We start from the raw sequence: 23160 nt of genomic DNA, 5'->3' as shown, positions 1-23160 counted from the left end.
AGCCATCTAAGCGTCTTGATTGCCAAATACTAACATCGTGTTATATTGACGGCAACATAAGCGCCAGGAGTATTAGCCTGCTATGAGCACTTCAGCATTGATTCCCGAAAGCAAACTGCCCGCTCTGGGCACCACCATTTTCACCCAGATGAGCGCGCTGGCAGCGCAGCATCAGGCAATCAACCTGTCTCAGGGTTTCCCCGATTTCGATGGCCCGGACTACCTGAAAGAGCGTCTGACCTGGCATGTCAGCCAGGGCGCAAACCAATATGCACCGATGACCGGCGTCGCGCCCCTGCGCGAAGCCATCGCCGAGAAAACGGCGGCGCTGTATGGCTGGCTGCCGGACGCGACCACCGAAGTTACCGTCACTGCTGGGGCTACCGAAGCGCTGTTCGCCGCCATCAGCGCGTTGGTGCGTCCGGGAGATGAAGTAATTTGCTTCGATCCCAGCTATGACAGCTATGCGCCGGCGGTCACCTTGTCCGGCGGTACGCTGAAACGCATTGCACTGCAGCCGCCGGCCTTTAGCGTCGATTGGCGACAGTTCGAAGAATTATTGTCGCCCCGCACCCGCCTGGTGATCCTCAATACGCCGCACAACCCTTCCGCCACCGCCTGGCAGGCGGAAGATATGCAACAGCTGTGGCATGCCATTAGCGAGCGTGAAATCTATGTGCTCAGCGATGAAGTCTATGAGCACATTTGTTTCGCCAAAGGGGGGCATGCCAGCGTGCTGGCCCACCCGCAGCTGCGCCAACGCGCCATTGCGGTGTCATCCTTCGGCAAAACCTTCCACATGACCGGCTGGAAAGTGGGTTATTGCGTCGCCCCGGCAGCGCTGAGTGCGGAAGTGCGCAAGGTACACCAGTACCTGACCTTCTCGGTTAACACCCCGGCACAGTTGGCGCTGGCCGATATGCTGCGCAGCGAACCGGAACACTGGCAGCAGCTATCTGCGTTTTACCGCGCCAAGCGCGACCGTTTCGTGCAGGCGCTGTCCAGTAGCCGACTGGAAATTTTACCCTGCGAAGGGACATACTTCTTACTGGCGGATTACAGCGCGGTCTCGGATCTGGACGACGTGGCATTCTGTCATTGGTTAACCGAGCACGTAGGCGTGGCGGCGATCCCGCTGTCGGTCTTCTGTGCCGATCCTTTCCCTCATAAATTGATCCGGCTGTGCTTCGCTAAACAGGATGCCACGCTGGATGCAGCTGCGGAGCGGTTATGTCGACTTTAAAAATTACCCTGTTGCAGCAACCCCTGGTGTGGCGAGATGGCCAAGCCAATCTGCAACATTTTGACGCCTTGCTGGCCCCCTTAAGCGGCCGCGATCTGATCGTATTGCCGGAGATGTTTACTACCGGTTTTGCCATGGATGCCGGGGAAAGTGCACTGCCGGAACAGCAGGTGATTGACTGGCTGCACGGTTGGGCGAACAAAAACAACGCGCTGGTTGGCGGCAGCGTGGCGCTGAAAACCGCCGAGGGCGCGGTTAACCGTTTCCTGCTGGTGGAGCCCAACGGCCGGGTGCATGCCTACGATAAGCGCCACTTGTTCCGCATGGCGGGTGAACACCTGCACTATCAGGCAGGCAAACGGCGTGAAATCTTCGAATGGCGCGGCTGGCGCATCCTGCCGCAAATCTGTTACGACCTGCGTTTTCCTGTCTGGTCTCGCTACCAGCAGGATTACGATCTGGCGCTGTACGTCGCCAATTGGCCGGCACCGCGCAGCAAACACTGGCAAACGTTGCTGGCGGCACGGGCCATTGAGAATCAGGTCTACGTGGCCGGTTGCAACCGCGTCGGCGAAGACGGCAACGGTCTGAACTACAGCGGTGACAGCCTGATCCTTAGCCCGCAGGGCGAAACGCTGTCCCAAGCGGAACCCGGCATTGCCGCAAGGCTTGACGCGGAACTGTCGCTGGAAACCCTGCAAAGCTATCGCAGTGCCTTCCCGGCCTGGCGGGATGCCGACAGTTTCCTGCGCCACGATTAAGCATTTCGGGCGCGGTACCGGTACACCACGCCCGTTGCTTCAGGAAAGCTCTTCTTCCGCCGCTTTTTCTTCTGTCCCCCCAATGCGGTTAAACAACAGGTTCAGCAACAGCGCCACCAGGCACGAGGCACTGATGCCTGAATGCAGCAAAGTACGCACCCAGTTCGGAAACTGATCGTAAAAGGTCGGCATCACGATAGGGATCATGCCGAAGGCAATCGCCGTTGCTACCACCACCAGATTCATGTTGTCCTTATACTCAACCTTAGCCAAAGTGCGGATGCCGCTGGCGGCCACCGAGCCGAACAGCACCACACCCGCGCCGCCCAAGACCGGCAGCGGAATGCAGGCCACCAGTCGCCCAAGGACAGGCAACAGCCCCAGCAGCACCAGAATCGCCCCGCCGGCGCTGACCACAAAGCGGCTCTTCACGCCGGTGATCGCCACCAGCCCGATATTCTGGGCAAACGAGCTTTGCGGAAACGAATTGAATACCGGCGACAGGGCGCTGGACAACATATCAGCACGCAACCCGTGGGCGATACGGCGCGCATTCACCGGCGAACCGACAATTTCACCGACGGCCATCAGCCCGGCGGTGGTTTCCGTGAGTAATACCAGTACGATCAACAGCATGGATAGCACTGCGCTCAATTCGAAGGTTGGCCAACCGTAGGCAAAAGGCGCGGGGAATGCCAGCCAAGGCCCGTGGCCTACGGCAGCGAAGCTCAGCTTACCCACCCACGCGGCCGCCACACAGCCGACAGCCATCGCCAGCAGCACCGATAACCGTTTTAACGCCGGGGAACCCACCTTGTTCAGCAACAAAATAACCGCAAGTGTGAAAGCCGCCAGGCCAATATTTCCGGTTGATCCCCAATCTGCGGCCTTAGCGTTGCCCCCCATCGCCCAGCGTACCGCCACCGGCATCAGCGACAGCCCAATCACCGTCACCACGGTGCCGGTCACCACCGGCGGGAAATAGCGAATAATCTGCGAGAAAAACGGCGCGATAAGTAACCCAATCAACGACGCCGCGATCACCGCACCAAACACCGCAGGCAACCCGCCGTCGCCAGTGACTATGGTCACCATGGTCGCGACCCCCGCAAAGGAAACGCCCTGCACCAACGGCAAACGAGAGCCGAAACCCGGCGCACCAAGCGTTTGCAATAACGTCGCCAAACCGCTGACAAACAGCGCTGCCGTCACCAGCAGGCCAATTTGCGCGGCGTCTAACCCTGCGGCAGAACCTATGATCAATGGCGGCGCTATGATGCCGCCATACATGGTCAGAATATGCTGCAGGCCGTAGGCGAAGGTTTTTGCCAGCGGCAATTTTTCATCTTCCGGGCAGCACGAAGCCGCGCCCTTATCCTGAGACAGAGCCATAGATACCTCGTCAATGCGGGTTAACCGCTAAGGGCGTTTAGCTGCCCCGATAGGTTGAATAGGAATACGGGCTGATGAGCAGCGGTAAATGGTAATGCTGCGCCGCATCCTTGATGACAAAATCGATGATCGCCGTGGCGTATAACGTTTCACGATTGTCTGCGGTAAAGTAACCGCCCACGTCGGCATGCAGGCGGTAATGCCCCGCGGGCAGCTCATCCGGCGTTAGCTCACGGGCGCGGCCATCGGCATCGGTGGTGCCTTCGGCTATCGCCCGCCATTGCCCCTGCTGTTCCCGCTCCAGCCAGACTCGCACCTTTGCCGCCGGTTTACCCAGAGAGGTATCCAAAATATGGGTGCTAATATTACTCATCGCTCAGTAACTCCTTAAAACGCAGCATCACGATTTCGCGCAGCTGTTCGGCGGTTTCCTGCCGCTCCTGCTCCACGTCGTTGTTCAAGCGTCGTTCCAGCTCACTCAGAATGGCTCGCCCATCTCGGCCGGCGGCACGGATCAAAAACACCTGGCCAAATTGCTGTTCATAACGTCGGTTGCCCACCAGCAGCGCTTGAGCCAATTCCGGATCCCGGGCATTGACCGCCGACTGTTCACGCTTGGAGAACTGCGCCTCTTTCCCCTGGCCTGCGGCACGTTCGCCAATGCGCGGGTGCTGCGCCAATGCCTGGCTGACCTCTTCAGGTCGCCAACGCTGCGCCGCCTGCCAGGCCACCGCCAACGCGGCATCGCTGCTGCTGAACGGCCGGGCCGCAATCACTGAAGCTATCCAGCTCGGAATGTTCACGCAGGGCTGCAGCAATCGCTCGGCTTCCGCCACGGGTAATTGATTAAACTGCTGCAGATTCATCGGTGTTCTCCCAACTGGCCACCGTCTGGCAGTAGGCCTGAATAGCCAGCGCCACATCGGCCTGGCTTACGGCTTCGGCCGGATGATGGCTGATGCCGCGATCGCAACGGACAAACAGCATGCCCACCGGCCAGCAAGCCGCCACGGCAATCGCGTCATGCCCGGCACCGCTGGGCAAAGCCATGCTGCGCCCCTGCACCGCCGCCACGCTCTGCTGCCAACGCTGCTGCAAATCTGCATCACATTCCGTTGCGTTTATGCGATAAAACTCCTCGCTGGCAAAACCTAATCCGCGACGTGCGCAGATCTCCTGTGCCCGTTCCAACAGCTGCGTAAGCAATGCCGCCAGCGGGCCATCTTGCGGGCCGCGAACGTCCAGCGACAGTTTCACCTCACCGGGAATGACGTTGACCGCCCCCGGAAGACTTTCGATACAGCCGACAGTCGCCACCAAATGTTCATCGCGGGTACGGGTTATTGCTTCAACCGCCACCATCCACTCCGCCGCGGCCGCCAAGGCGTCTTTGCGTTGCCCCATCGGCACGGTGCCTGCATGGCCTGCCTCGCCGCTAAAGGTGCAATGGAGTCGACGCGCGCCGTTAATCGCCGTCACCACGCCCAGAGCCAGATCGGCGGCCTCCAGACAAGGCCCTTGTTCAATGTGCAATTCCAGATAAGCGCAGATATCACCTGGTGCTCGCCGCGCCTCAACCACCGCCGCCGGATCCAGGCCAAACTCGCGCAACGCCTGCGCCACGCTGATGCCCTCGGCATCAGTACGCGCCAACCACTCGGCTGGCCACTGGCCGGTAATGCCCCGGCTGCCCAGCAGGGCGACGCTAAATCGCGTCCCTTCTTCATCGGCAAAGCCAATCACTTCAACCGCCACCGGCAGACGCCGCTGCTGCTGATGCAAATGCGCCACCACCTCCAAGGCGGTCAATACGCCGAGCATGCCGTCATAACGGCCAGCATTGCGCACCGTATCCAAATGCGAACCGAGTAACAGCGCGGGCGCACCTGGCGTTTGACCTTCGTAGCGGCCACAAACATTGCCAACGGCGTCCTGCCAGACCCGCATACCGATACTGCGCATCCAGTCGCCTACCAACAGGTTGGCGCGCCGATGCTCCGGCGACAGATAAACCCGCGTCAGTTGGTCTGGCGTAGCGCTGATCGCCGCCAGCGCGTCGCAACGCGCCATCACCCGTGCGGCCGCCTGTTCCGCCTCCTGGACGGTTAACCGCAACGCCATCACCGGCTCCCGTCGTCGTAGGTGTTCCACGCTGCCTGCAGCGCTTCCCCCTGCTTGCTGGCGAAACCCAGACGGTTCAGCACCGCTTCCAGCGCAGTCAAGGTTTGCAGCACACAGTCTTTACGCGCGTTGTAGCCCATGGTGCCGATGCGCCAAATCTTGCCCTGCAGCGGGCCAAACGAAGTGCCAATCTCGATGGCAAAATCATTGAGCATCATCTGCCGCACCTGCTCGCCATGCACCTGCGGCGGGATCACCACCCCCAACACGTTGTTCATGCGGTTATCGAGATCGCCGAACACCTCAAGCCCCATGCCCTGAATGCCGGCCAGCATCGCCGCGCCGTGCAGCCTGTGGCGAGCGATGGTGTTATCCAGCCCCTCTTCCAGGATCACCCGGGCACATTCGCGCGCGGCAAACAACATGCTGGTGGCTTCGGTGTGGTGATTCAGACGCTCGGGGCCCCAGTAATCCATGATCATGCCGAGATCAAAATAGTTGGAGTAGATCATCTCATCGTCGCCGTCGGCATGGTCGGCAGTGCGGATCCCCTGCTCCACGCACTTGCGACGGCGGACGATCTCTTCGAACTGCGGGCTTAGGGTGACCGGCGAACTGCCGGACGGCCCACCCAGACATTTCTGCAGGCCTGCGGATACCGCGTCCAGCCCCCAGGCATCGGTTTCCAGCGGGTTACCGGCGAAGGATGCAGTCGCGTCGGTATAGAACAATACGCCGTGGCGGCGGCAGATATCCCCCAGTTGATCCAGCGGCTGCAGCATGGTGGTCGAAGTGTCTCCCTGCACCGTCAACAGCAGACGCGGACGTACCTTCTTGATCGCATCTTCAATCTGATCGGCACTGAACACTTCCCCCCACGGCGCCTCGAGGGTGTGCACTTCGGCACGACAGCGGCGGGCAATTTCACACAGCAAATGGCCAAAGCGGCCAAACACCGGCACCAGCACTTTGTCGCCGGGGCGGATGGAGGAGACCAGCATCGCTTCGATGCCCGAACGGGAGGTGCCGTCGATCAGCATCGTCCAGCGGTTTTCGGTACGAAACAGCGCGCGATACAGCTCCATAACCTGATTCATGTAGCCGGTCATTGCCGGATCATACTGCCCAATCAACTGGCTAGACATGGCACGCAGCACGCGCGGATCGGCGTTGATCGGCCCTGGCCCCATCAGCAGACGGGCAGGTGGGTTAATCTGATCGAACTGGGTAATATCCAACATGTTAATTCCTTACCAGCTTAATAACTCAGTAAACTCAGAACTCAGCACGCGCCCCATGGCATATCACGCCTCGGACAGGCCGCGAACTGAAGCAATAAACTGTTTCAATTCCTGCGTTTGCGGATTGGCGAACAGCGTGCGGCTGTCGCCTTGCTCCCACACTTTGCCCTGGTGCATAAACACCACCCGGTCACCGACCTCACGGGCAAAGTTCATTTCATGGGTCACCAGAATCAGCGTCATACCCTCTTTGGCCAACTGCTCCAGGACTTTCAACACCTCGCCCACCAGCTCAGGATCCAGCGCCGAGGTGATTTCGTCGCACAACAACACCTTCGGGTTCATCGCCAGCGCCCGGGCAATCGCTACCCGCTGCTGCTGCCCCCCGGAAAGGTTAGCCGGGGAATAATGCATCCGCTCACCCAGCCCAACCTTGTTCAGCATCTCTTCCGCCAACTCGCGGCATTCCGCCGGGCTTTTCTTCAGCACCCGACGCGGTGCCAACATCACGTTTTCCAACGCGGTCATATGGGGAAATAGATTGAAGTTCTGGAACACCATGCCAATGGAACGACTGATCTCACGCGCCTGCGAATCACGGTCGGTGATGGTCATGCCACCCAGTTTGATGCTGCCTTCCTGGTAACCCTCGAGCCCGTTGATACAGCGTAACAGGGTGCTCTTGCCCGACCCGCTACGGCCGATAATCGAAATCACCTGGCCCATATCGATATCCAGATCCACGCCCTTCAGCACGTGGTTCTGGCCGTAATATTTTTGAACCTGATTAATTGTGATGAGCGGCATGGAACTTCCTCTCCAGATAATGGCTGTAGCGCGACAGCGGGTAACACATCAGGAAATAGCCCAGCGCGACCAGGCCGAACACTTTAAAGGGTTGATAAGTGACGTTGTTTAACATGGTGCCTGCCTTGGTCAGTTCGACAAAACCAATGATCGACGCCAACGCGGTGCCCTTGATCACCTGAACTGAAAAACCGACGGTCGGCGCAATGGCAATGCGAACCGCCTGTGGCACCACTACCCGCACCAGGGTCTGGCCGAAGCTCAGCCCAAGACAGCGCGACGCTTCCCATTGGCCTTTGGGCAACGCGGCGATGCTGCCGGACCAGATATCCACCAGAAAAGCGCTGGTAAACAGCGTCAGTGCCAGTGCCGCAGCGGCCCAGGGGCTAACATCAATGCCGAACAGCGCCAGCCCAAAGAAGGCCAGGAACAGCTGCATCAGCAGTGGCGTGCCTTGAAACAGCTCTGAATAACAGCGGACAAAACGCAGCGCCCACCGGCGCTTGCTCAGGCGCAGCAATAACAGCGGCAGCGTCACCAGTGTGCCGCCAAAGAACGCCGTCAGCGACAGCAACAGCGTCCAGCGCGCGGCCAGCAGCAGGTTGCGCACAATGTCCCAGTCGGTAAAAGTCAGCATCAGTTCTGGCTCCCTAAAAAGCGGCGGCCGGCGGCCAGCAACAGTTGGCGCATCAGTATCGATAGCAGCAGGTAGAACAACGCCGTCACTAAATACACCTCAAAACTGAGGAAGGTGCGCGACTGGATCAGGTTGGCGGCAAAGGTCAATTCTTCGAACGACACCTGCGACACCACCGACGAGCCCAGCATGACGATAATGCACTGGCTGACCAACGCCGGGTAAATGCGCTGCAGCGAAGGCGGTAACACGATGCGCAAAAATGTCTGGCTGCGGCTAAAGCCCAGCACCCGCCCGGCCTCCCACTGCCCTTTCGGCGTCACCTGAATGCCTGCGCGTATAATTTCAGTGCTGTAGGCGCCCAGATTAATCACCATCGCCAACAGAGCCGCCTGCCCGGCGGTCAGCTTCCACCCCAGGCTCGGCAGACCAAAGACAATGAAGAACAGCTGCACCACGAACGGCGTGTTGCGCACCACCTCGACGTAAATCCCCCAGGCACGGCTAAACAGGTTGGCTTTGCCGCTGCGGATCGCCGCCCCGAAAATCCCCAGCGCAACGCCCATCAGGGTGGCCAGTGCCGTCAACTCAATCGTGGTTAGCAAACCGGCCAACAGCTCCGGCAGATAGGGCCACAACGCGGGAAAATTTAGCTGATAGGTCATCGGGTGCTCCCGTTACGCGCCAAGATGGGCGGGCAGCGGCGCTTTCAGCCATTTTTCCGACAGCCCATTCAGGGTATTATCTTTCAGCGCTTGTTCAATCAATTCATCCACTTTGGCTTTCAGCGCCGGTTCGCCCAGACGCAGGCCGACGAAGCATGGCGAATCCTTCAACATAAACTTGGCCACCGGCGCTTTGGTCGGGTTCTGTCGCGCCAGAGCGCTCACCACCAGATTGCCGGTAGCAATGTATTGCACCTGACCGGACAGGTAGGCCGACAGCGTGGTGTTGTTGTCTTCGTAGCGTTTGATCTGCGCGCCCTTCGGCGCAGTGTCGCTCAACACCATGTCTTCAACCGCCCCGCGCGTCACACCAACGGTCTTGCCTTCCAATTGAGCGGCATCGCTCAACGCGGTGTCTTTAGGGCCAAACACTCCCAGGAAGAACGGCGCATAGGCACGGCTGAAAGCGATGGCCTTTTCGCGTTCAGGATTTTTGCCCAGGCTGGAAATCACCAAATCCACTTTGTTAGTCTGTAGATAAGGGACGCGGTTGGCACTGGTGACCGGCACCAGCTGCAACTTAAGTTTCATCTTGTCGGCCAGATACTGCGCCATATCGATGTCATAACCCTGCGGCTGCAGATCGGTGCCTACCGAGCCAAACGGCGGGAAGTCTTGCGGTACCGCTACCCGCAACACGCCGCGCTGCTGGATTTCTTGTAGTTGATCCGCCATCACCGACGTGGCCTGCGCCATCAACAGCACCGCCCCTAACGCCGCTACCCCGATTTTCTTGAAGTTCATAGACTATCCCCGATGGTGAAATGATGAAACAAAAGATTCTTTGATTATTACTTTGCAACTAATGTGCCAATCGAGAGCGGCAACCAGCTTAACCTTTGCTGTCTTTGAGTTAGGGGGCTAAGAGGAAAATCCCCTGCCATGACTGTGGTAGGAGAAAGGGATATCACGGAGAAAAATGCGCACCATCAAAGTGCGAAGGCACCAAAATGGCGCGGAAATTAGCGCTGTTCCAACTCATCCAGATCGCCATACAGATCGGCGATCTGATGGATCCGTTGGCGTCCTTGCGTCAGCGTCTCATGCAGCAAGGCATTGCTGAGCAGATTGGCCAGGCTCATGGCGACGGAATAGCTGTCAAAGGCGGAAACGCTATCCAGCGGCGCCGCCAGGTGCCAGTTCGCCAGTGGGATCAGCGACTGCGCCTGCGGTTCGCACACCAGCAGCGTCGGAACCTGCTGAATCTGCAACTGCGTCAGCAAGGCCCGCAACTGACGCGGCCGGCGGCGAAAAGCCACAACTACCGCCACGTCCCCGTGGTCCAAATCGACCAGCTCTTCCGCCAGCGTTTGCCCGGGCTGCGGCATCAATAACACCTGCTCACGTACCTGCATCAGTTGCTGGCGCAGGTGCATGGCAATCGGATAACTGTTGCGAAACCCCATCAGTACCACACGCCGAGCCTGCACCAGGGCGGCGATCACCGCATTGAACTGGCCGGCGTCAATATGGTTCACCCACTGAGTAAGGTTGGCCATTTCCTGCTTGTAGTGCCGCGCCAACAGGGTGTTGCCCTGCACCGCGTCACGATTATCGGTCAGCGGCATACCGCTCTGGCGCAGGGTGCGCAGTTCATCACGCATTGCACGGTAGCTTGGGTAGCCCAGGCGCTTGAACAGGCGGCTGACGGTAGCTTTAGATACGCCGCTCAGGCGCGCCAACTCGGCGCTGTTGTAGCTGATCAGGTCGTCAAAGTGATCGAAAATAAAATCGGCTACCCGCTGTTCCTGCGGCGTAAGCTGCGAATATTCCCCGCGCAGGCGTTCATCGATCTGCTTCATTGCTGCTCCTGCTTGTAACCTTTGTTTCAGCGGAACATAGCACGGCCAATCTACCCGCTGGCAAGCGTTTATTACCGCCGAAGAAAACATGGAACGCCTCTTGCTTGTCTTTGAGACAGAAGCTGACCTCAAACAAGGGCCAAGAAATGATTAACAGCAATACCGCGCCATTGGGCATGGCCGTCACGCCTCACCACCTCGCCAGCGAAAGCGCGCTGGCGGTTCTGCGTGAAGGGGGTAACGCCATCGAAGCCATGGTCGCCGCCGCCGCGACTATCGCCGTGGTTTATCCGCACATGAATGGCCTGGGCGGTGACGGCTTCTGGCTGATTGTGCCGCCACAGGGCGATCCGGTGGCGATCGACGCCAGCGGCGCTGCCGGTTCCTTAGCCACGCTGGATTTTTACGCCGGTGAAAGCCACATCCCGCATCGCGGACCCAGGGCGGCGCTGACCGTTGCCGGCACCGTTGGCGGCTGGCGTGAAGCGCTAGACTATTCCGGCGAGCTGGGCGGCGAACAGCTGCCGCTACCGCGTCTGCTGGCCGATGCCATTCGCTATGCGGCGGACGGCATTCCGGTTACCGCCTCGCAGGAGGCCGCCACACGCAGCAAATATCATGAACTGGCGGATGTGGAACATTTTGCCCGCACTTACTTACCGCAGGGGGAAATCCCCCTTGCCGGACAGCGTTTCTGCCAGCCACAGTTAGCGGATACCCTGATTGCCCTGGCCGAAGAGGGGTTGGACAGCTTCTATCGCGGCCGACTGGCGCAAAGCATGGCGGCCGATATGGCCCGGCTGGGCATGCCGCTCACCGCCCAAGATCTGGCGGATTATCGGCCGCGTCGGCGCACGCCTTTGCGACTTGAGCATCAGAAAGGTGAAGTCTTCAACCTCACCCCACCCACTCAGGGCCTGGTGTCGCTGGCAATCCTCGGTTTGACCGATCGCCTGCCCCTGGCCAGCAAAAGCGAAGGCGCAGTGGTGCATGGCATCGTCGAGGCCACCAAGCTGGCTTTCGGTCTGCGTGACCAATTCATCACCGATCCACGCCAAATGACGCAGGATCCGCAGGCACTCCTGACGACAGAACGCCTGGATACGCTGGCCAAGCATATCGATCCTGAGCATGCCGCGGCCTGGGGCAAAGGCAAGGGGCCGGGCGATACCGTGTGGATGGGCGTGATGGACAGCAGCGGTCTGGCGGTGTCCTTTATCCAAAGCATTTACCACGAATTCGGCAGCGGCGTGGTATTGCCGCAAAGTGGCGTGCTGTGGCAAAACCGCGGTGCGTCCTTCAGCCTGGATGCCGCCCATCTGCTGGCACTGGCGCCAGGCAAACAGCCTTTCCACACCCTGAACCCCGCGGCGGCTCGCCTGTATGACGGACGCACCTTGGTGTATGGCTCCATGGGCGGCGACGGCCAGCCGCAAACCCAGGCGGCGGTGTTTGTTCGCCATGTGGTGCAGGGCCTGCCGCTGCAGCAGGCGATCAGTGCGCCTCGCTGGCTGCTGGGCCGCACCTGGGGTGAAAGCTCTGACTCGCTGAAGTTGGAAGGTCGCTTTAGCGCGGAAACCGTCGACTACCTGCGCCAACGGGGCCACGACGTGGAGTTGTTACCGGACTTTAGCGAAGCGGTCGGCCATGCCGGCGCCATTGTTCGCCATACTAACGGCATGCTTGAAGGGGCTTTCGATCCCCGCAGCAACGGCAGTGCCGCCGGCTTCTAGCCGCCATTTTTATTGGGGAGAAGTAAAATGAAAAACCAACCTGTCGTCGACTGGGCGGCCTATATCAGCCAAATGGAAGCGATACTGGCGCTGGAAATGGATGACGCGCGCCGTCAGGAACTGCTGACCCAGTTCAATCGCATTGCTGCACTGGCGGAACCCTTGATGGCCTTCCCGCTCGATCCACGCCTGGAGATCGCAGGAGTGTATCGCGCATGAATTCGTTAAGTGCCCTATCGATCGCCGAGATCCGCGCGGCCCTGAAGCAAGGTGCGATTTCTGCACGTGAGATTGCCCAACAGACGTTAGAGAATATTGACGCACGGGATCCGGCGCTGAACGCCTATACCCACATCACGCGCGAACGCATGTTGAGCGAAGCCGATCACCTCGATCGTGCACGTGCCAAAGGTCTTCCAATGCCGAGCCTGGCGGCGATCCCTTACGCGGTAAAAAACCTGTTCGATGTCACCGGTGAAACCACCCTGGCGGGGGCCAGTCTGTTCAGCGATAACCCGCCGGCCAAACAGGATGCCTGGGCGATCGGCAAACTGGCCGGCCAAGGTGCCTTGCTGTCCGGCATGCTGAATATGGACGCCTATGCGTACGGTTTTACCACCGAAAACAGCCACTACGGCGCGACGCGTAACCCGCACGACACCACGCGTATTGCCGGTGGCTCCTCAGGCGGTTCGGCAGCGGCGGTCGCCGCCGGGCTGGTGACATTTTCCCTCGGCAGCGACACCAATGGGTCAATACGCGTACCCGCGTCGCTGTGCGGCATCTTTGGGCTGAAGCCAACCTTTGGCCGTCTGTCGCGCAGCGGTAGTCAGCCTTTCGTCGCCAGTCTGGATCATCTCGGCCCCTTTGCCCGCCGGGTGCGAGATCTGGCAACGGTGTATGACGTGATGCAGGGCACGGATATTGAAGACCGTTTTCAGGCGGATAAACCGGTCACGCAAACCGAATCGCTGTTGCCCCGTGGCCAACAAGGCCTGCGCTGCGCGGTGCTGGGCGGGTATTTTCAGCAATGGTGCAACGATGATGCTAAAACCGCTGTAAGACAGGCTGCGCAGGCACTGGAGGCCGTGGCTGAAGTTGAATTTCCGCAGGCCGAATTGGCCCGGTCAGCAGCGTTCATCATCAGCGCCGCCGAGGGGGGCAATCAGTATCTGCCGCTGTTGCGCAGCCAGCCAAACCGCTTTGAGCCGCTGTCGCGTGAACGCCTGCTGGCCGGTGCCATGCTGCCCTCCGCCTGGTATGTGCAGGCGCAGCGCTTTCGTACCCATTTTCAGCAACAGGTGCTGCCGCTGTTTGAACGCTGGGACATCCTCATCGCCCCCGCAACGCCCTGCAGCGCCACGCCGATCGGCCAGGAAACCATGCATATCAACGGCACGGATCTGCCGATCCGCGCCAGTATGGGCATGCTGACGCAGCCGGTCTCTTTCCTCGGCCTGCCGGTAGTGACAGTGCCGCTGAAAACCGACTCTGGCCTGCCGATAGGCCTGCAGCTGATTGCCCCCCCCTGGCGAGAGGATCTGGCACTGCGTGCCGCCTATGCGCTGGAACAACGTGGCGTGGCAAGATGTGTTTTACCGGGAAAACAGGACTAAATGATGAAAAGTGAGTATATCGATCGTCCGGCGGTGCTGGCAGAGGTGAACGCCGCCTTTTATCGTTACGAACAGGCGCTGATCGGCAATGATATTGAGGTGCTGGATGAGTTGTTTTGGCACGATGGTCGTACCGTCCGTTACGGCGCGACGGAGAATTTGTACGGCATCGATCAGATCCGTGACTTCCGCCAACAGCGTCCTTCCAAAGGGTTGGATCGCCTATTGGAGAACACCGTTATCACCACCTACGGTGACGATATGGCCGTCGCCAGTACCGAATTCCGCCGCCCCGGCAGCGAAAGCGTTGGCCGCCAGATGCAAACCTGGGTCAAGTTGCCCTGCGGTTGGCGCATCGTCGCCGCGCACGTGAGCTTGATGGCTTAAGGCAAACCCGGCGCACAAAAAATGGATAGTCTGGCATGTTGAGCCTTATAGTCGTCAGAGGTATTACCTTTAGCTAACTGAGGCTACTTATGACTACGGCTACATCGATAAAAATTGATGATGAGCTCAAGCAACGGGTGCAACAAATCGCGGCCACGCGTCAGCGAAGTGCGCACTGGATTATGCGCGAGGCTATCCGTGAATACGTCGAGCGAGAAGAAAAGCGCGAAGCGCTGCGCAAAGACGCACTGCAAGCCTGGGAAACGTATCAGACCAATGGTAAACGTCTGACCCAAGACGAGGCTGACCATTGGCTCGCTAATCTGGAAAAAGGTGATGATACGGAGATACCGGAGTGCCACAACTGATATGGACGCCTGCCGCACTGCTCGATATTCAGCGACTGTACCAATTTCTGGCAGCCAAAGATCGCCAGGCTGCGCAAAAGACCGTGGCATCCATTCGTAGCAGCGTCAATATCCTGGCCCATCATCCTCAGGCCGGTCGGCCCATTGAAGATATGGCAATTGAATTTAGGGAATGGCCGATCGATTTCGGCAACAGCGGCTATATTGCCCTGTATCATTTTGATGGCAGCACCGCTGTACTGCTGGCAGTGCGCCATCAAAGTGAAGCCGGTAACTGACCGGGTCCCTCAACACCAGTACGCCATAAAGTTAACGGTGGAGCGATCGAGATCGCGTTCGCCAATCAGATAACGGCGTAGCGCCTTCACCGCGGAAGACTCTGCCGCAACCCAGGCGTAGAAGCTTTTCGCCCCTTCGGCTCGTTCCCACAGCAGATCGCCGCCCAAACTGTTTTCCGCCAGCGACTGCGCTTGCGTCCGCGCCGATTCGGGAATATTTACCCGTTGGCGCACCGACTCCACCAGCAGCGTACCGTGCATCTGCTGATGCCCGACGTCACGCGGCAGCCAATAGACCTCGGCGAATGGGAAGCGATCCATGTTCAGGCAGTCGCCCGCCACAGGAACCTCGAAGAAAGCCTGTACCCGCGGCGGATTGGCCCGCTGCGCCAGCTGTTCCAGAATGCCTACCGCCGCCGGTACCGCCGTCTCGTCGGCGATTAACAGCGCCTGCTGCAGCTCGCTCGGGGGAACCCATTCGTAACCGCCGCTGTCACCGTCAAAATCGGCATTGGGGGCTACGGTTTGAATAACATCCCCCGGTTTGGCATGGGTCGCCCACGCCGAGGCCGGGCCGTTCACACCATGCAGCACAAACTCGACGTCCATTTGGTTCTGTTCGGCACGCAGCGCCCGCAGCGTATAGGTGCGCATCACCGGGCGTTGATCTTTCGGTATCGCCATATAGTCGCGATACCAGTCGTCGCTGTTTTCCAGACGCAGGATCTGCCCCGCTTCGGCCGGAAACAACAGTTTGATGCGCTGATCCGGCGCCTCCAGCTTCATGCGATGGACATCCGGCCCCTCGAAAACGCAACGCAGCAAGGAAGGCGACACGTTTTCTTTTATTTTCAGTGTGATATCAAAAATTCTGTAGCTTGATGCGCCGGACATACTTGTTACTCTCCCGCAGAATTTGCACTGATGCGGTGCTGGCGCCACAGCCAGCCGCTGATGCCCCCCAGCAGAACCGCCATCGTCAAAGCCGCCGCAATCAGCTGCGACTCACCATAAAATTTGGCCACCACCGGCACCATCAATGCGCTCAGGCCGTAACCCAGCGTATGGCTGGTAGCAATGGCCCCCGACCCTTTGCCGGTAGACAATTTCTCGTTCAACATCAGTTGATAGCCCGGCGTCGCCATGGCAGCGCCAAAAGAGGCCAGTGCGCAACCAACATAGAATAGCGCCAAAGGCTGAGCGCACATCAGGCCCAGTCCCACTATCATCAGCACGGCGGCAATCAGCAGCAGCTGCGACGCGCTAAAACGCTGCGGGCGCACCACCAGAAACTGAGCCAACAGCGTACAGGCCGCCGCCACGCTCAGCAACACCGCAACGTGATGACTGACGGTGGTGGCGGAATGACTGAATAAACCGGTCAAATGCGGTGCCAATCCCAATTGCATCAAGCTGACCGACGCGGCCAGCAACAGTGCGCACAGCAGGTAAGGCATCATATTGAGGCGAAGTCGGTTTTGCTGATGGGCAACCGGCGGCAGCGGTGGATCGTTATGCTGGCGGCACACTACCAATAGGGCGATCAATGGCGCAAGCGCCATCAACCACAGCGGCGCCATCGGATGAATCGACAACGCCAGCGCGGCGCACAGCGGCCCCAACAGTCGCCCGCAGCTCAGCCCGGAACTGATGGTCGCCAGCGCCGACATACGCTGTTCATAGCCGGCACGCTGGAGCGCCCAGGTCTGGCTGGCCGGCACCATGCCGGATACCGTCAGCCCGTAGATAATGCGTGCCGCAATCAGGCCGCCCAGCCCCAGCGTCGATGAAAGCCAGCCAGCCGCCAACCCCCAAACCGCCAGTGCCAGTAAAGCAAAACTGAACAAATACCCTGCTAACGCCATGGTTACCACGAACTTGCAGCCGCGAATTTCAGACTGCCTGCCCCACCAGGGTGACCCCACCAAAAACAGCATCGAGCCGAGCGTCAATAGCCCGGCCCAGACTGAAAGCGACAGCTGGGTCATGCTGACCAGCACCGGCAACGCCACCAGCAGGCCGTTTTGCCCGATACCCAGCAGCCCGGCGCACAACGCCAGCGGCCAGTTGGAAGGAGACGTATTCGTTATTGGCGGTGATTTAGGGGGAGATGAAATATGCATCAAACGTAAATTTACCGTTAATAAAATTATAAGGTTATGTTCAATTCATTGAAAAATTGTATCATACGACGATTGATAACAATAAATATTATTGATATAAGAATCATTCTCAATTGATTCAATAGTGAAATGGGATCATGACAATCCAGTTTGAAACCGCGACGACCGACGTGGCTGCGCAATGTTTTCTCAACGCGTTGATGCGTGAAACCCGGGACTGGCAAATCGTTCCGGCGGCCAACAACCAACAGTATCCGCAGCTTCATATTCCACTTTCGCCTTCTCAGGCTATCCGCATCACTTTACGTCACACCTCCCCCACCCAACATCACCAGTATCTGTTCCCTGCCCGCTTGCATCAGCAAGACGACGGCGCTGGTGTTGCGCTGAGCGTGGAGCAACTGGTGACCCTGTTGCTGGAAAAACCGTCGTTGAAGGGGGAACTGCCGGATGAGGTCGTTACCCGTTTCCGCCAGCGCGTACTGGAGAGTCATGACAATACCCAACAGGCGATCGCGGTTCGCCTGGACTGGCCGACGCTGCGCGACAAGCCGCTCAACTTCGCTCAGGCGGAACAGGGGCTGTTGGTAGGCCACGCCTTCCACCCGGCGCCTAAATCCCATGAACCTTTCGACGAACAGCAGGCGCGCCGTTACCTGCCAGATTTTGGTGCCCGTTTCCCGCTGCGCTGGTTTGCCGTCGATAAAAACCACCTGTGCGGCGACAGCCTGAACCTGACGTTGCAGCAGCGCCTGCAGCGTTTTGCCGCCGAAAGCGCGCCGCAACTGCTGGCGCATTTTACCGATGACGTCTGGCTGTTGCCGATGCATCCGTGGCAGGCCGACCATTTGCTGACGCAGACCTGGTGCCAGGAACTGGTGACCCAGGGATTGCTCAGCGATCTGGGCGAAGCCGGCGAGCGCTGGCTGCCAACCAGCTCTTCCCGCTCGCTGTACAGCGCCAGCAATCGCGACATGATTAAATTCTCCCTCAGCGTGCGCCTGACCAACTCGGTGCGTACCCTGTCGGTAAAAGAAGTGAAGCGCGGCATCCGTTTGGCTCGTTTGGCGCAAACGCCACGTTGGCAGCAACTGCAGGCACGTTATCCCACCTTCCGCGTGATGCAGGAAGACGGCTGGGCCGGGCTGCGCGCTGCGGACGGGACGATTCAGGAAGAAAGCCTGATGGCACTGCGCGATAACCTGCTGTTTGAGCAGCCGGAAAGCCAGACCAATGTGCTGGTGACCCTGACCCAGGCCGCACCGGACGGCGGTGACAGCCTGCTGGCAGCGGCGGTGCGGCGTTTAGCCGCCAGACTGAATCTGCCGGTGCAACAGGCCGCTCATACCTGGCTGGATGCTTACTGCCAACACGTCTTACTGCCGCTGTTCAGCACCGAAGCCAATTACGGGCTGGTGCTGCTGGCCCACCAACAAAATATTCTGGTGGAAATGCAGCAGGATCTGCCGATCGGCATGCTGTATCGCGACTGTCAGGGCAGCGGCTTTACCCGCGATGCCGGGCCGTGGTTAGAAGAAATTGGCGAGGCCGAGGCGGAAAACCGCTTCAGCGAACAGCAGTTACTGCGTTACTTCCCTTACTACCTGCTGGTGAACTCCAGCCTGGCGGTCACTGCGGCGTTAGCCGCGGCCGGTTTCGACACTGAAGAACAGCTGATGGCCCGGGTGCGCGATGCGCTGAGTGGTCTGCGTGCCAACGCCAAAAACACCCTGTGTCTGGACTACGTCCTCGACAGCAGCCACTGGAACTGCAAAGGCAACTTCTTCTGTTATCTGCATGACCACAACGAAAACACCATCGTCGATCCGGCGGTGATTTATTTCGACTTCGTCAACCCGCTGCGCCAGGGAGCCGCTCAATGATGCCGCAAGCCAAACTGACGCATGCCGGCAACGGTTTTTGCTGCGAGCAGCTGGGAAAGGCGCTGCAACTCAGTCTGGGCCTGGACGGTAGCGCGGTGTTGCACTATCCGGGGCCACTGCCGCAGAACTGGCTGGTGCAGGCGCTGGACCAGTTGTTGGTGGCGGCACCGCAGCTCAGCGGTGTCACCTTGCCCTATGCGCAATGGTGCGAAGAACCGCAGGCACAGACGCTGTTCGCGTTAGCCAGCAGTGACTATCTGGCGCGCGAAACCTTTTATCAGTTACCGCTGTGGCTCGGTGCCGAACGCCACTCCGCGTCCGGGAAAATGCAGTATGACGCCGAGCGTAGCCTGTGGTTCCCACAGCGCCCCGCTCGCCCCAGCGGCGAGGTGTATCGTCGTTACGATCCGCAGCTCAAGCGAACCCTGAGCTTCCGCCTGCCGGAAGTGGCACACGACGCCGAGCAGTTCACCCGCTGGATGAATTCACCGCGCGTGGATGCCTTCTGGGAAATGAGTGGCCCGCTCGAAACTCAGGCCGCCTACCTGCAGCGTCAGTTGGACTCCAGCTACTGCTATCCGTTGCTGGGGTGCTTTGACGATCGCCCGTTCGGCTATTTCGAAGTCTATTGGGCTCCGGAAGATCGCATCGGTCGCCACTACCGTTGGCAGCCGTTCGACCGCGGGCTGCACATGCTGGTCGGTGAAGAAGACTGCCGCGGCGCGCAATACATCCGCAGTTGGCTACGCGGCCTGACGCATTATCTGTATCTGGATGAACCGCGCACCACGCGCGTGGTCGCCGAACCGCGCGCGGATAACCAGCGACTGTTCCGTCACCTGCCAGCAGCCGGCTACCACACAGTCAAAGAGTTCGATTTCCCGCATAAGCGCTCGCGTTTGATCATGAATCAGCGTGATGAATTCTTCCGGGGGGCTTCAGTATGAACACCGTAGATTACGCCGACTGGCAGCGCGTAAACCGCCAGATGATCGCCAAGATCCTCGCAGAGCTGGAATATGAACGCACGCTGCAGGCCGAACAACACGGCGAACAATGGCGCATTCTGCTGGGCGACGCTCAGTATAGCTTCAGCGCCGAACGCGGCATTTGGGGTTGGCTGCACATCGACCCGGCAACGCTGACCTGTGATCAATCGCCGTTAGCCGCCGACCAAACGCTGCGCCAACTGGCTCAGGTGTTGAAAATGGACGATGCGCAGGTCGCCGAACATCTGGAGGATTTGTACGCCACGCTGCGCGGCGATATGCAGTTGCTGTCCGCCCGTCACGGCATGAGCGCACAGGATTTGATTGCCCTGGATGCTGACGCGCTGCAGTGCCTGTTGGCCGGACACCCCAAGTTTATCTTCAATAAAGGTCGTCGTGGCTGGGGCCTGACCGCGCTGCATCAGTACGCGCCCGAATACCAGGGGCAGTTCCAACTGCACTGGGTGGCGGCTAAACGCGGCAGCTTTGTCTGGTGCGCCGACGAAGAGTATTCACTGGATAACCTGCTTAACAGCGCGATGGACAGTGCCGAACGCCAACGCTTCGACCGCCGCTGGCGCGAGCTGAAACTGACCCATGACTGGATCCCGGTCCCGCTGCACCCGTGGCAGTGGCAGCAAAAGATCGCTTTGCACTTCCTGCCGCAGTTGGCCGAAGGGGATCTGGTGGAACTGGGTGAATTCGGCGACAGCTATCTGGCGCAGCAATCGTTACGCACGCTGACCAACATCAGCCGCCGTTCCGCTTTCGACATCAAGCTACCGCTGACCATTTACAACACCTCGTGCTATCGCGGCATTCCGGGCAAGTACATCAGCGCCGGGCCGGCCGCTTCCCGTTGGCTGCAGCAGATTTTTATCGAGGACGATACGCTGAGCGCCAGCGGTGCCGAGATCCTCGGCGAGCCGGCGGCAGGCTATATGACCCACCCGACCTACGCCTCTTTAGCCAAAGCGCCTTATCGCTACCAGGAAATGCTGGGGGTGATCTGGCGTGAGAATCCCTCTTGCTACCTGCAGGAAGGCGAACAGGCCATCTTGATGGCGACGCTGATGGAAACCGACAACCACGGCCAGCCGCTGATTGCCGCCTATATCGCCCGTTCCGGCCTGAGCGCTGAAGCCTGGCTGCAGCAGATGTTCAGGGTGGTGGTGGTGCCGATGTACCACCTGATGTGCCGCTACGGCGTAGCGCTGATCGCCCATGGGCAAAACATCACGCTGGTGATGAAAGATCATGTGCCGCAGCGCGTGCTGTTGAAAGACTTCCAGGGCGATATGCGTCTGGTGGATCAGGACTTCCCCGAGGCAGCATCACTGCCGAAAGTGGTGAGAGACGTCACCGTGCGCCTGTCCGCCGACTATTTGATCCATGATTTGCAAACCGGGCATTTCGTCACCGTGCTGCGCTTTATCTCGCCGCTGATGAAGGCCTGTGGGGTCAGTGAAACCCGCTTCTATCAACTGCTGGCACAGGTGCTGAAAGGCTATATGGCACAGCATCCGGACATGGCGGAACGCTTTGCGTTGTTTGATCTTTTCAAACCACAAATTATTCGCGTGGTGCTCAACCCGGTAAAACTCACCTACTCAGAGCAGGATGGCGGCAGCCGCATGTTGCCAAACTATCTGCAGGATCTGGATAACCCTCTTTACTTGGTCACCAAGGAGTTTGCCCAATGAATCAGCCCCTGGATTTCATCGGCATTGGTATCGGCCCGTTCAACCTCAGCATTGCCGCACTCGGCAGTGAAGTTGCCGGTTTTAACAGTAAATTCCTCGAACGCAAGCCGCACTTTTCCTGGCATCCCGGCATGATGGTGCCGGATTGCCATATGCAGACCAGCTTCCTGAAAGATCTGGTCAGCGCGGTATCGCCAACCAATCCCTACAGCTTTCTTAACTACCTGGTGAAAAGGAAGAAGTTTTATCGATTCCTGACCACCGAGCTGCGTACGGTGTCGCGCGAAGAGTTCGCCGACTACCTCGACTGGGCCGCCAACGGGCTGAAGTCGCTGGAGTTCAGTCAGGATATTCAGAGCGTCGATTTTGACGACCAGCAGCGCCAATTCGTCGTCACTACCCAGCGTGCGACTTACCGGGCGCGCCACGTCTGCCTGGGCATAGGCAAACGCATCAAACTGCCGGACTGCGTTACCGAGCAAAACGATCGCTGCTTCCATGCCAGCGAAATGACGATGCGCAACCCGAACCTGGCCGGAAAACGCGTCACCATCGTCGGTGGCGGCCAGAGCGGTGCAGACCTGTTCCTGAACATCTTCCGCGCCGAATGGGGGCAGCCTGCACAACTGAATTGGATCTCGCGTCGCAATAACTATAACGCGCTGGATGAAGCCGCCTTCGCCAACGAGTACTTCACGCCGGACTACGTTGACAGCTTCTATGGCCTGAACGACGGTGCGAAGCAGCGCATGCTGACCGAGCAGAAGATGACCTCTGACGGCATCACCAGCGATTCGCTGCTGGCTATTTACCGCGCGATGTATCACCAGTTTGAAGTGTTGCGCGAAAAGCCCTGGGCGCACCTGCTGCCAAGCCGTTCGCTGGCGGCAATCCAGGCCGCAGGCGATGGCTGGCAGTTGGTTACCCATCACCATCTTGATCAGGGTAAAGAAACCTTCGACACCGACGTGGTGATTTTCGCCACCGGCTATCAGCAGGATCGCCCAGCGTTCCTCGAACCGCTGGCCGATCGCCTGCTGACCACCGCCGATGACCAGTTCCGCGTAGCCCCCGACTTCAGCCTGGAGTGGGAAGGCCCCAAGGAAAACTGCCTGTTTGCCGTTAATGCCGGCATGCACAGCCACGGCATCGCCGAACCCCAGCTCAGCCTGATGGCCTGGCGTTCGGCACGCATTCTCAACCGGGCTTTAGGACGCGACCAGTTCGATTTAACGTCCACCCCGGCTGTGATCCAATGGCGTAGTCGGCAGCCGGGTATTCCGTCCCGCGCCGAGCACGTCATGCTCAATTACACCGAGTTTTAACTACACACCAATATGGGACACTCTGG

24 protein-coding genes are annotated in these 23160 nt (G+C 59.2%); 12 read left to right on the top strand and 12 right to left on the bottom strand.

Annotated features, from left to right (window positions below; translation table 11 throughout):
• The first annotated feature begins 82 nt into the window (after positions 1 to 82).
• Positions 83 to 1243, top strand: coding sequence for a pyridoxal phosphate-dependent aminotransferase (locus tag AC1RKC_RS22000; RefSeq protein WP_048759722.1), 1161 nt, complete (start codon positions 83 to 85; stop codon positions 1241 to 1243).
• Positions 1231 to 2004 carry an amidohydrolase gene (locus AC1RKC_RS21995; RefSeq protein ID WP_048759725.1) on the top strand — a complete coding sequence of 258 codons (774 nt, stop codon included), beginning with the start codon at positions 1231 to 1233 and terminating at the stop codon, positions 2002 to 2004. The genes AC1RKC_RS22000 and AC1RKC_RS21995 overlap by 13 nt, the downstream gene beginning before the upstream one ends.
• A 39-nt stretch (positions 2005 to 2043) precedes the next feature.
• Here AC1RKC_RS21995 and AC1RKC_RS21990 read toward each other — a convergent pair whose 3' ends face one another.
• The 10 genes from AC1RKC_RS21990 to AC1RKC_RS21945 form a co-directional block, all read right to left on the bottom strand.
• Positions 2044 to 3396: a nucleobase:cation symporter-2 family protein gene (locus AC1RKC_RS21990; protein WP_493092505.1), complete on the bottom strand. Its 1353-nt coding sequence runs from the start codon at positions 3394 to 3396 to the stop codon at positions 2044 to 2046.
• 37 nt (positions 3397 to 3433) lie between these two features.
• Positions 3434 to 3769: a hydroxyisourate hydrolase gene (gene uraH, locus AC1RKC_RS21985; protein ID WP_046374433.1), complete on the bottom strand. Its 336-nt coding sequence runs from the start codon at positions 3767 to 3769 to the stop codon at positions 3434 to 3436.
• The gene (gene uraD, locus AC1RKC_RS21980) at positions 3762 to 4262 is read right to left on the bottom strand and encodes a 2-oxo-4-hydroxy-4-carboxy-5-ureidoimidazoline decarboxylase (RefSeq protein ID WP_046374434.1); all 501 of its coding nucleotides are present in this window, start codon (positions 4260 to 4262) and stop codon (positions 3762 to 3764) included. Before uraD ends, uraH begins: the two co-directional genes overlap by 8 nt.
• The gene (gene hpxK, locus AC1RKC_RS21975) at positions 4243 to 5517 is read right to left on the bottom strand and encodes an allantoate amidohydrolase (protein WP_392457294.1); all 1275 of its coding nucleotides are present in this window, start codon (positions 5515 to 5517) and stop codon (positions 4243 to 4245) included. The genes uraD and hpxK overlap by 20 nt, the downstream gene beginning before the upstream one ends.
• Positions 5517 to 6758 carry a pyridoxal-phosphate-dependent aminotransferase family protein gene (locus tag AC1RKC_RS21970; protein WP_046374436.1) on the bottom strand — a complete coding sequence of 414 codons (1242 nt, stop codon included), beginning with the start codon at positions 6756 to 6758 and terminating at the stop codon, positions 5517 to 5519. The genes hpxK and AC1RKC_RS21970 overlap by 1 nt, the downstream gene beginning before the upstream one ends.
• A 63-nt stretch (positions 6759 to 6821) precedes the next feature.
• Complete coding sequence (locus AC1RKC_RS21965; protein WP_044548464.1) at positions 6822 to 7565, bottom strand: amino acid ABC transporter ATP-binding protein; 744 nt, start codon at positions 7563 to 7565, stop codon at positions 6822 to 6824.
• Complete coding sequence (locus AC1RKC_RS21960; RefSeq protein ID WP_046374437.1) at positions 7546 to 8202, bottom strand: amino acid ABC transporter permease; 657 nt, start codon at positions 8200 to 8202, stop codon at positions 7546 to 7548. Before AC1RKC_RS21960 ends, AC1RKC_RS21965 begins: the two co-directional genes overlap by 20 nt.
• Positions 8202 to 8867: an amino acid ABC transporter permease gene (locus AC1RKC_RS21955; RefSeq protein ID WP_020825348.1), complete on the bottom strand. Its 666-nt coding sequence runs from the start codon at positions 8865 to 8867 to the stop codon at positions 8202 to 8204. The genes AC1RKC_RS21960 and AC1RKC_RS21955 overlap by 1 nt, the downstream gene beginning before the upstream one ends.
• 12 nt (positions 8868 to 8879) lie before the next feature.
• Positions 8880 to 9671, bottom strand: a complete 792-nt coding sequence (locus AC1RKC_RS21950; protein ID WP_044548462.1) for a transporter substrate-binding domain-containing protein — start codon at positions 9669 to 9671, stop codon at positions 8880 to 8882.
• Positions 9672 to 9889: 218 nt separating this feature from the next.
• Positions 9890 to 10729 carry a MurR/RpiR family transcriptional regulator gene (locus AC1RKC_RS21945; RefSeq protein ID WP_048759736.1) on the bottom strand — a complete coding sequence of 280 codons (840 nt, stop codon included), beginning with the start codon at positions 10727 to 10729 and terminating at the stop codon, positions 9890 to 9892.
• Positions 10730 to 10875: 146 nt separating this feature from the next.
• Between AC1RKC_RS21945 and AC1RKC_RS21940 the strand changes: the two genes are divergently transcribed.
• The 6 genes from AC1RKC_RS21940 (at position 10876) to AC1RKC_RS21915 (ending at position 15111) form a co-directional block, all read left to right on the top strand.
• Positions 10876 to 12462, top strand: a complete 1587-nt coding sequence (locus AC1RKC_RS21940; RefSeq protein ID WP_048759737.1) for a gamma-glutamyltransferase family protein — start codon at positions 10876 to 10878, stop codon at positions 12460 to 12462.
• Positions 12463 to 12489: 27 nt separating this feature from the next.
• Positions 12490 to 12681, top strand: a complete 192-nt coding sequence (hpxX, locus tag AC1RKC_RS21935; protein WP_115059989.1) for an oxalurate catabolism protein HpxX — start codon at positions 12490 to 12492, stop codon at positions 12679 to 12681.
• The gene (locus AC1RKC_RS21930; RefSeq protein WP_420283053.1) at positions 12678 to 14078 is read left to right on the top strand and encodes an AtzE family amidohydrolase; all 1401 of its coding nucleotides are present in this window, start codon (positions 12678 to 12680) and stop codon (positions 14076 to 14078) included. Before hpxX ends, AC1RKC_RS21930 begins: the two co-directional genes overlap by 4 nt.
• Before the next feature lie 3 nt (positions 14079 to 14081).
• Entirely contained in the window at positions 14082 to 14465 is a 384-nt protein-coding gene (hpxZ, locus tag AC1RKC_RS21925; protein ID WP_041415223.1) for an oxalurate catabolism protein HpxZ, read from the top strand.
• Between the two features lie 89 nt (positions 14466 to 14554).
• Positions 14555 to 14833, top strand: a complete 279-nt coding sequence (locus AC1RKC_RS21920; RefSeq protein ID WP_493092504.1) for a CopG family ribbon-helix-helix protein — start codon at positions 14555 to 14557, stop codon at positions 14831 to 14833.
• Positions 14821 to 15111, top strand: a complete 291-nt coding sequence (locus AC1RKC_RS21915) for a type II toxin-antitoxin system RelE/ParE family toxin (protein ID WP_046374442.1) — start codon at positions 14821 to 14823, stop codon at positions 15109 to 15111. Before AC1RKC_RS21920 ends, AC1RKC_RS21915 begins: the two co-directional genes overlap by 13 nt.
• A 9-nt stretch (positions 15112 to 15120) precedes the next feature.
• Here AC1RKC_RS21915 and AC1RKC_RS21910 read toward each other — a convergent pair whose 3' ends face one another.
• Both AC1RKC_RS21910 and AC1RKC_RS21905 read right to left on the bottom strand, forming a co-directional pair.
• Positions 15121 to 16005, bottom strand: coding sequence for a siderophore-interacting protein (locus tag AC1RKC_RS21910; RefSeq protein WP_116691237.1), 885 nt, complete (start codon positions 16003 to 16005; stop codon positions 15121 to 15123).
• 5 nt (positions 16006 to 16010) lie between these two features.
• Complete coding sequence (locus AC1RKC_RS21905; RefSeq protein ID WP_046374444.1) at positions 16011 to 17234, bottom strand: MFS transporter; 1224 nt, start codon at positions 17232 to 17234, stop codon at positions 16011 to 16013.
• A 137-nt stretch (positions 17235 to 17371) separates the two neighbouring features.
• On the opposite strand from AC1RKC_RS21905, the gene AC1RKC_RS21900 reads away from it, so the two are divergent.
• The 4 genes from AC1RKC_RS21900 to AC1RKC_RS21885 are packed head-to-tail and all read left to right on the top strand — an operon-like array spanning position 17372 to position 23134.
• Positions 17372 to 19117: an IucA/IucC family protein gene (locus tag AC1RKC_RS21900; protein WP_493092503.1), complete on the top strand. Its 1746-nt coding sequence runs from the start codon at positions 17372 to 17374 to the stop codon at positions 19115 to 19117.
• Positions 19114 to 20064, top strand: a complete 951-nt coding sequence (locus AC1RKC_RS21895; protein ID WP_392457311.1) for a GNAT family N-acetyltransferase — start codon at positions 19114 to 19116, stop codon at positions 20062 to 20064. The genes AC1RKC_RS21900 and AC1RKC_RS21895 overlap by 4 nt, the downstream gene beginning before the upstream one ends.
• On the top strand, positions 20061 to 21809 hold the full coding sequence (iucC, locus tag AC1RKC_RS21890; protein ID WP_392457314.1) for an aerobactin synthase IucC: 1749 nt from the start codon (positions 20061 to 20063) through the stop codon (positions 21807 to 21809). Before AC1RKC_RS21895 ends, iucC begins: the two co-directional genes overlap by 4 nt.
• A complete protein-coding gene (locus tag AC1RKC_RS21885) occupies positions 21806 to 23134 on the top strand; it encodes a lysine N(6)-hydroxylase/L-ornithine N(5)-oxygenase family protein (RefSeq protein WP_044548447.1) in 1329 nt (442 codons plus the stop codon). Before iucC ends, AC1RKC_RS21885 begins: the two co-directional genes overlap by 4 nt.
• The last annotated feature ends 26 nt before the right edge of the window (positions 23135 to 23160 follow it).

This window comes from Serratia sp. GW822-FHT06E05 (assembly GCF_058799445.1).
The sequence above is the reverse complement of the archived record's forward strand: the minus strand, read 5'-3'. Positions and strand labels throughout refer to the sequence as shown.

Excerpts from the sequence above, each read along its gene's own strand:
- AC1RKC_RS21990 (WP_493092505.1), bottom strand. The coding sequence starts at position 3,396 with ATGGCTCTGTCTCAGGATAAGGGCGCGGCTTCGTGCTGCCCGGAAGAT.
- AC1RKC_RS21920 (WP_493092504.1), top strand. The coding sequence starts at position 14,555 with ATGACTACGGCTACATCGATAAAAATTGATGATGAGCTCAAGCAACGG.
- uraD (WP_046374434.1), bottom strand. The coding sequence starts at position 4,262 with ATGAATCTGCAGCAGTTTAATCAATTACCCGTGGCGGAAGCCGAGCGA.
- uraH (WP_046374433.1), bottom strand. The coding sequence starts at position 3,769 with ATGAGTAATATTAGCACCCATATTTTGGATACCTCTCTGGGTAAACCG.
- AC1RKC_RS21950 (WP_044548462.1), bottom strand. The coding sequence starts at position 9,671 with ATGAACTTCAAGAAAATCGGGGTAGCGGCGTTAGGGGCGGTGCTGTTG.
- AC1RKC_RS21910 (WP_116691237.1), bottom strand. The coding sequence starts at position 16,005 with ATGTCCGGCGCATCAAGCTACAGAATTTTTGATATCACACTGAAAATA.
- iucC (WP_392457314.1), top strand. The coding sequence starts at position 20,061 with ATGAACACCGTAGATTACGCCGACTGGCAGCGCGTAAACCGCCAGATG.
- AC1RKC_RS21965 (WP_044548464.1), bottom strand. The coding sequence starts at position 7,565 with ATGCCGCTCATCACAATTAATCAGGTTCAAAAATATTACGGCCAGAAC.
- AC1RKC_RS21905 (WP_046374444.1), bottom strand. The coding sequence starts at position 17,234 with ATGCATATTTCATCTCCCCCTAAATCACCGCCAATAACGAATACGTCT.
- AC1RKC_RS21945 (WP_048759736.1), bottom strand. The coding sequence starts at position 10,729 with ATGAAGCAGATCGATGAACGCCTGCGCGGGGAATATTCGCAGCTTACG.
- AC1RKC_RS21895 (WP_392457311.1), top strand. The coding sequence starts at position 19,114 with ATGATGCCGCAAGCCAAACTGACGCATGCCGGCAACGGTTTTTGCTGC.
- AC1RKC_RS21955 (WP_020825348.1), bottom strand. The coding sequence starts at position 8,867 with ATGACCTATCAGCTAAATTTTCCCGCGTTGTGGCCCTATCTGCCGGAG.
- AC1RKC_RS21960 (WP_046374437.1), bottom strand. The coding sequence starts at position 8,202 with ATGCTGACTTTTACCGACTGGGACATTGTGCGCAACCTGCTGCTGGCC.
- hpxX (WP_115059989.1), top strand. The coding sequence starts at position 12,490 with ATGAAAAACCAACCTGTCGTCGACTGGGCGGCCTATATCAGCCAAATG.
- AC1RKC_RS21995 (WP_048759725.1), top strand. The coding sequence starts at position 1,231 with ATGTCGACTTTAAAAATTACCCTGTTGCAGCAACCCCTGGTGTGGCGA.
- hpxK (WP_392457294.1), bottom strand. The coding sequence starts at position 5,517 with ATGGCGTTGCGGTTAACCGTCCAGGAGGCGGAACAGGCGGCCGCACGG.
- AC1RKC_RS21900 (WP_493092503.1), top strand. The coding sequence starts at position 17,372 with ATGACAATCCAGTTTGAAACCGCGACGACCGACGTGGCTGCGCAATGT.
- AC1RKC_RS21930 (WP_420283053.1), top strand. The coding sequence starts at position 12,678 with ATGAATTCGTTAAGTGCCCTATCGATCGCCGAGATCCGCGCGGCCCTG.
- AC1RKC_RS22000 (WP_048759722.1), top strand. The coding sequence starts at position 83 with ATGAGCACTTCAGCATTGATTCCCGAAAGCAAACTGCCCGCTCTGGGC.
- AC1RKC_RS21970 (WP_046374436.1), bottom strand. The coding sequence starts at position 6,758 with ATGTTGGATATTACCCAGTTCGATCAGATTAACCCACCTGCCCGTCTG.
- hpxZ (WP_041415223.1), top strand. The coding sequence starts at position 14,082 with ATGAAAAGTGAGTATATCGATCGTCCGGCGGTGCTGGCAGAGGTGAAC.
- AC1RKC_RS21940 (WP_048759737.1), top strand. The coding sequence starts at position 10,876 with ATGATTAACAGCAATACCGCGCCATTGGGCATGGCCGTCACGCCTCAC.
- AC1RKC_RS21885 (WP_044548447.1), top strand. The coding sequence starts at position 21,806 with ATGAATCAGCCCCTGGATTTCATCGGCATTGGTATCGGCCCGTTCAAC.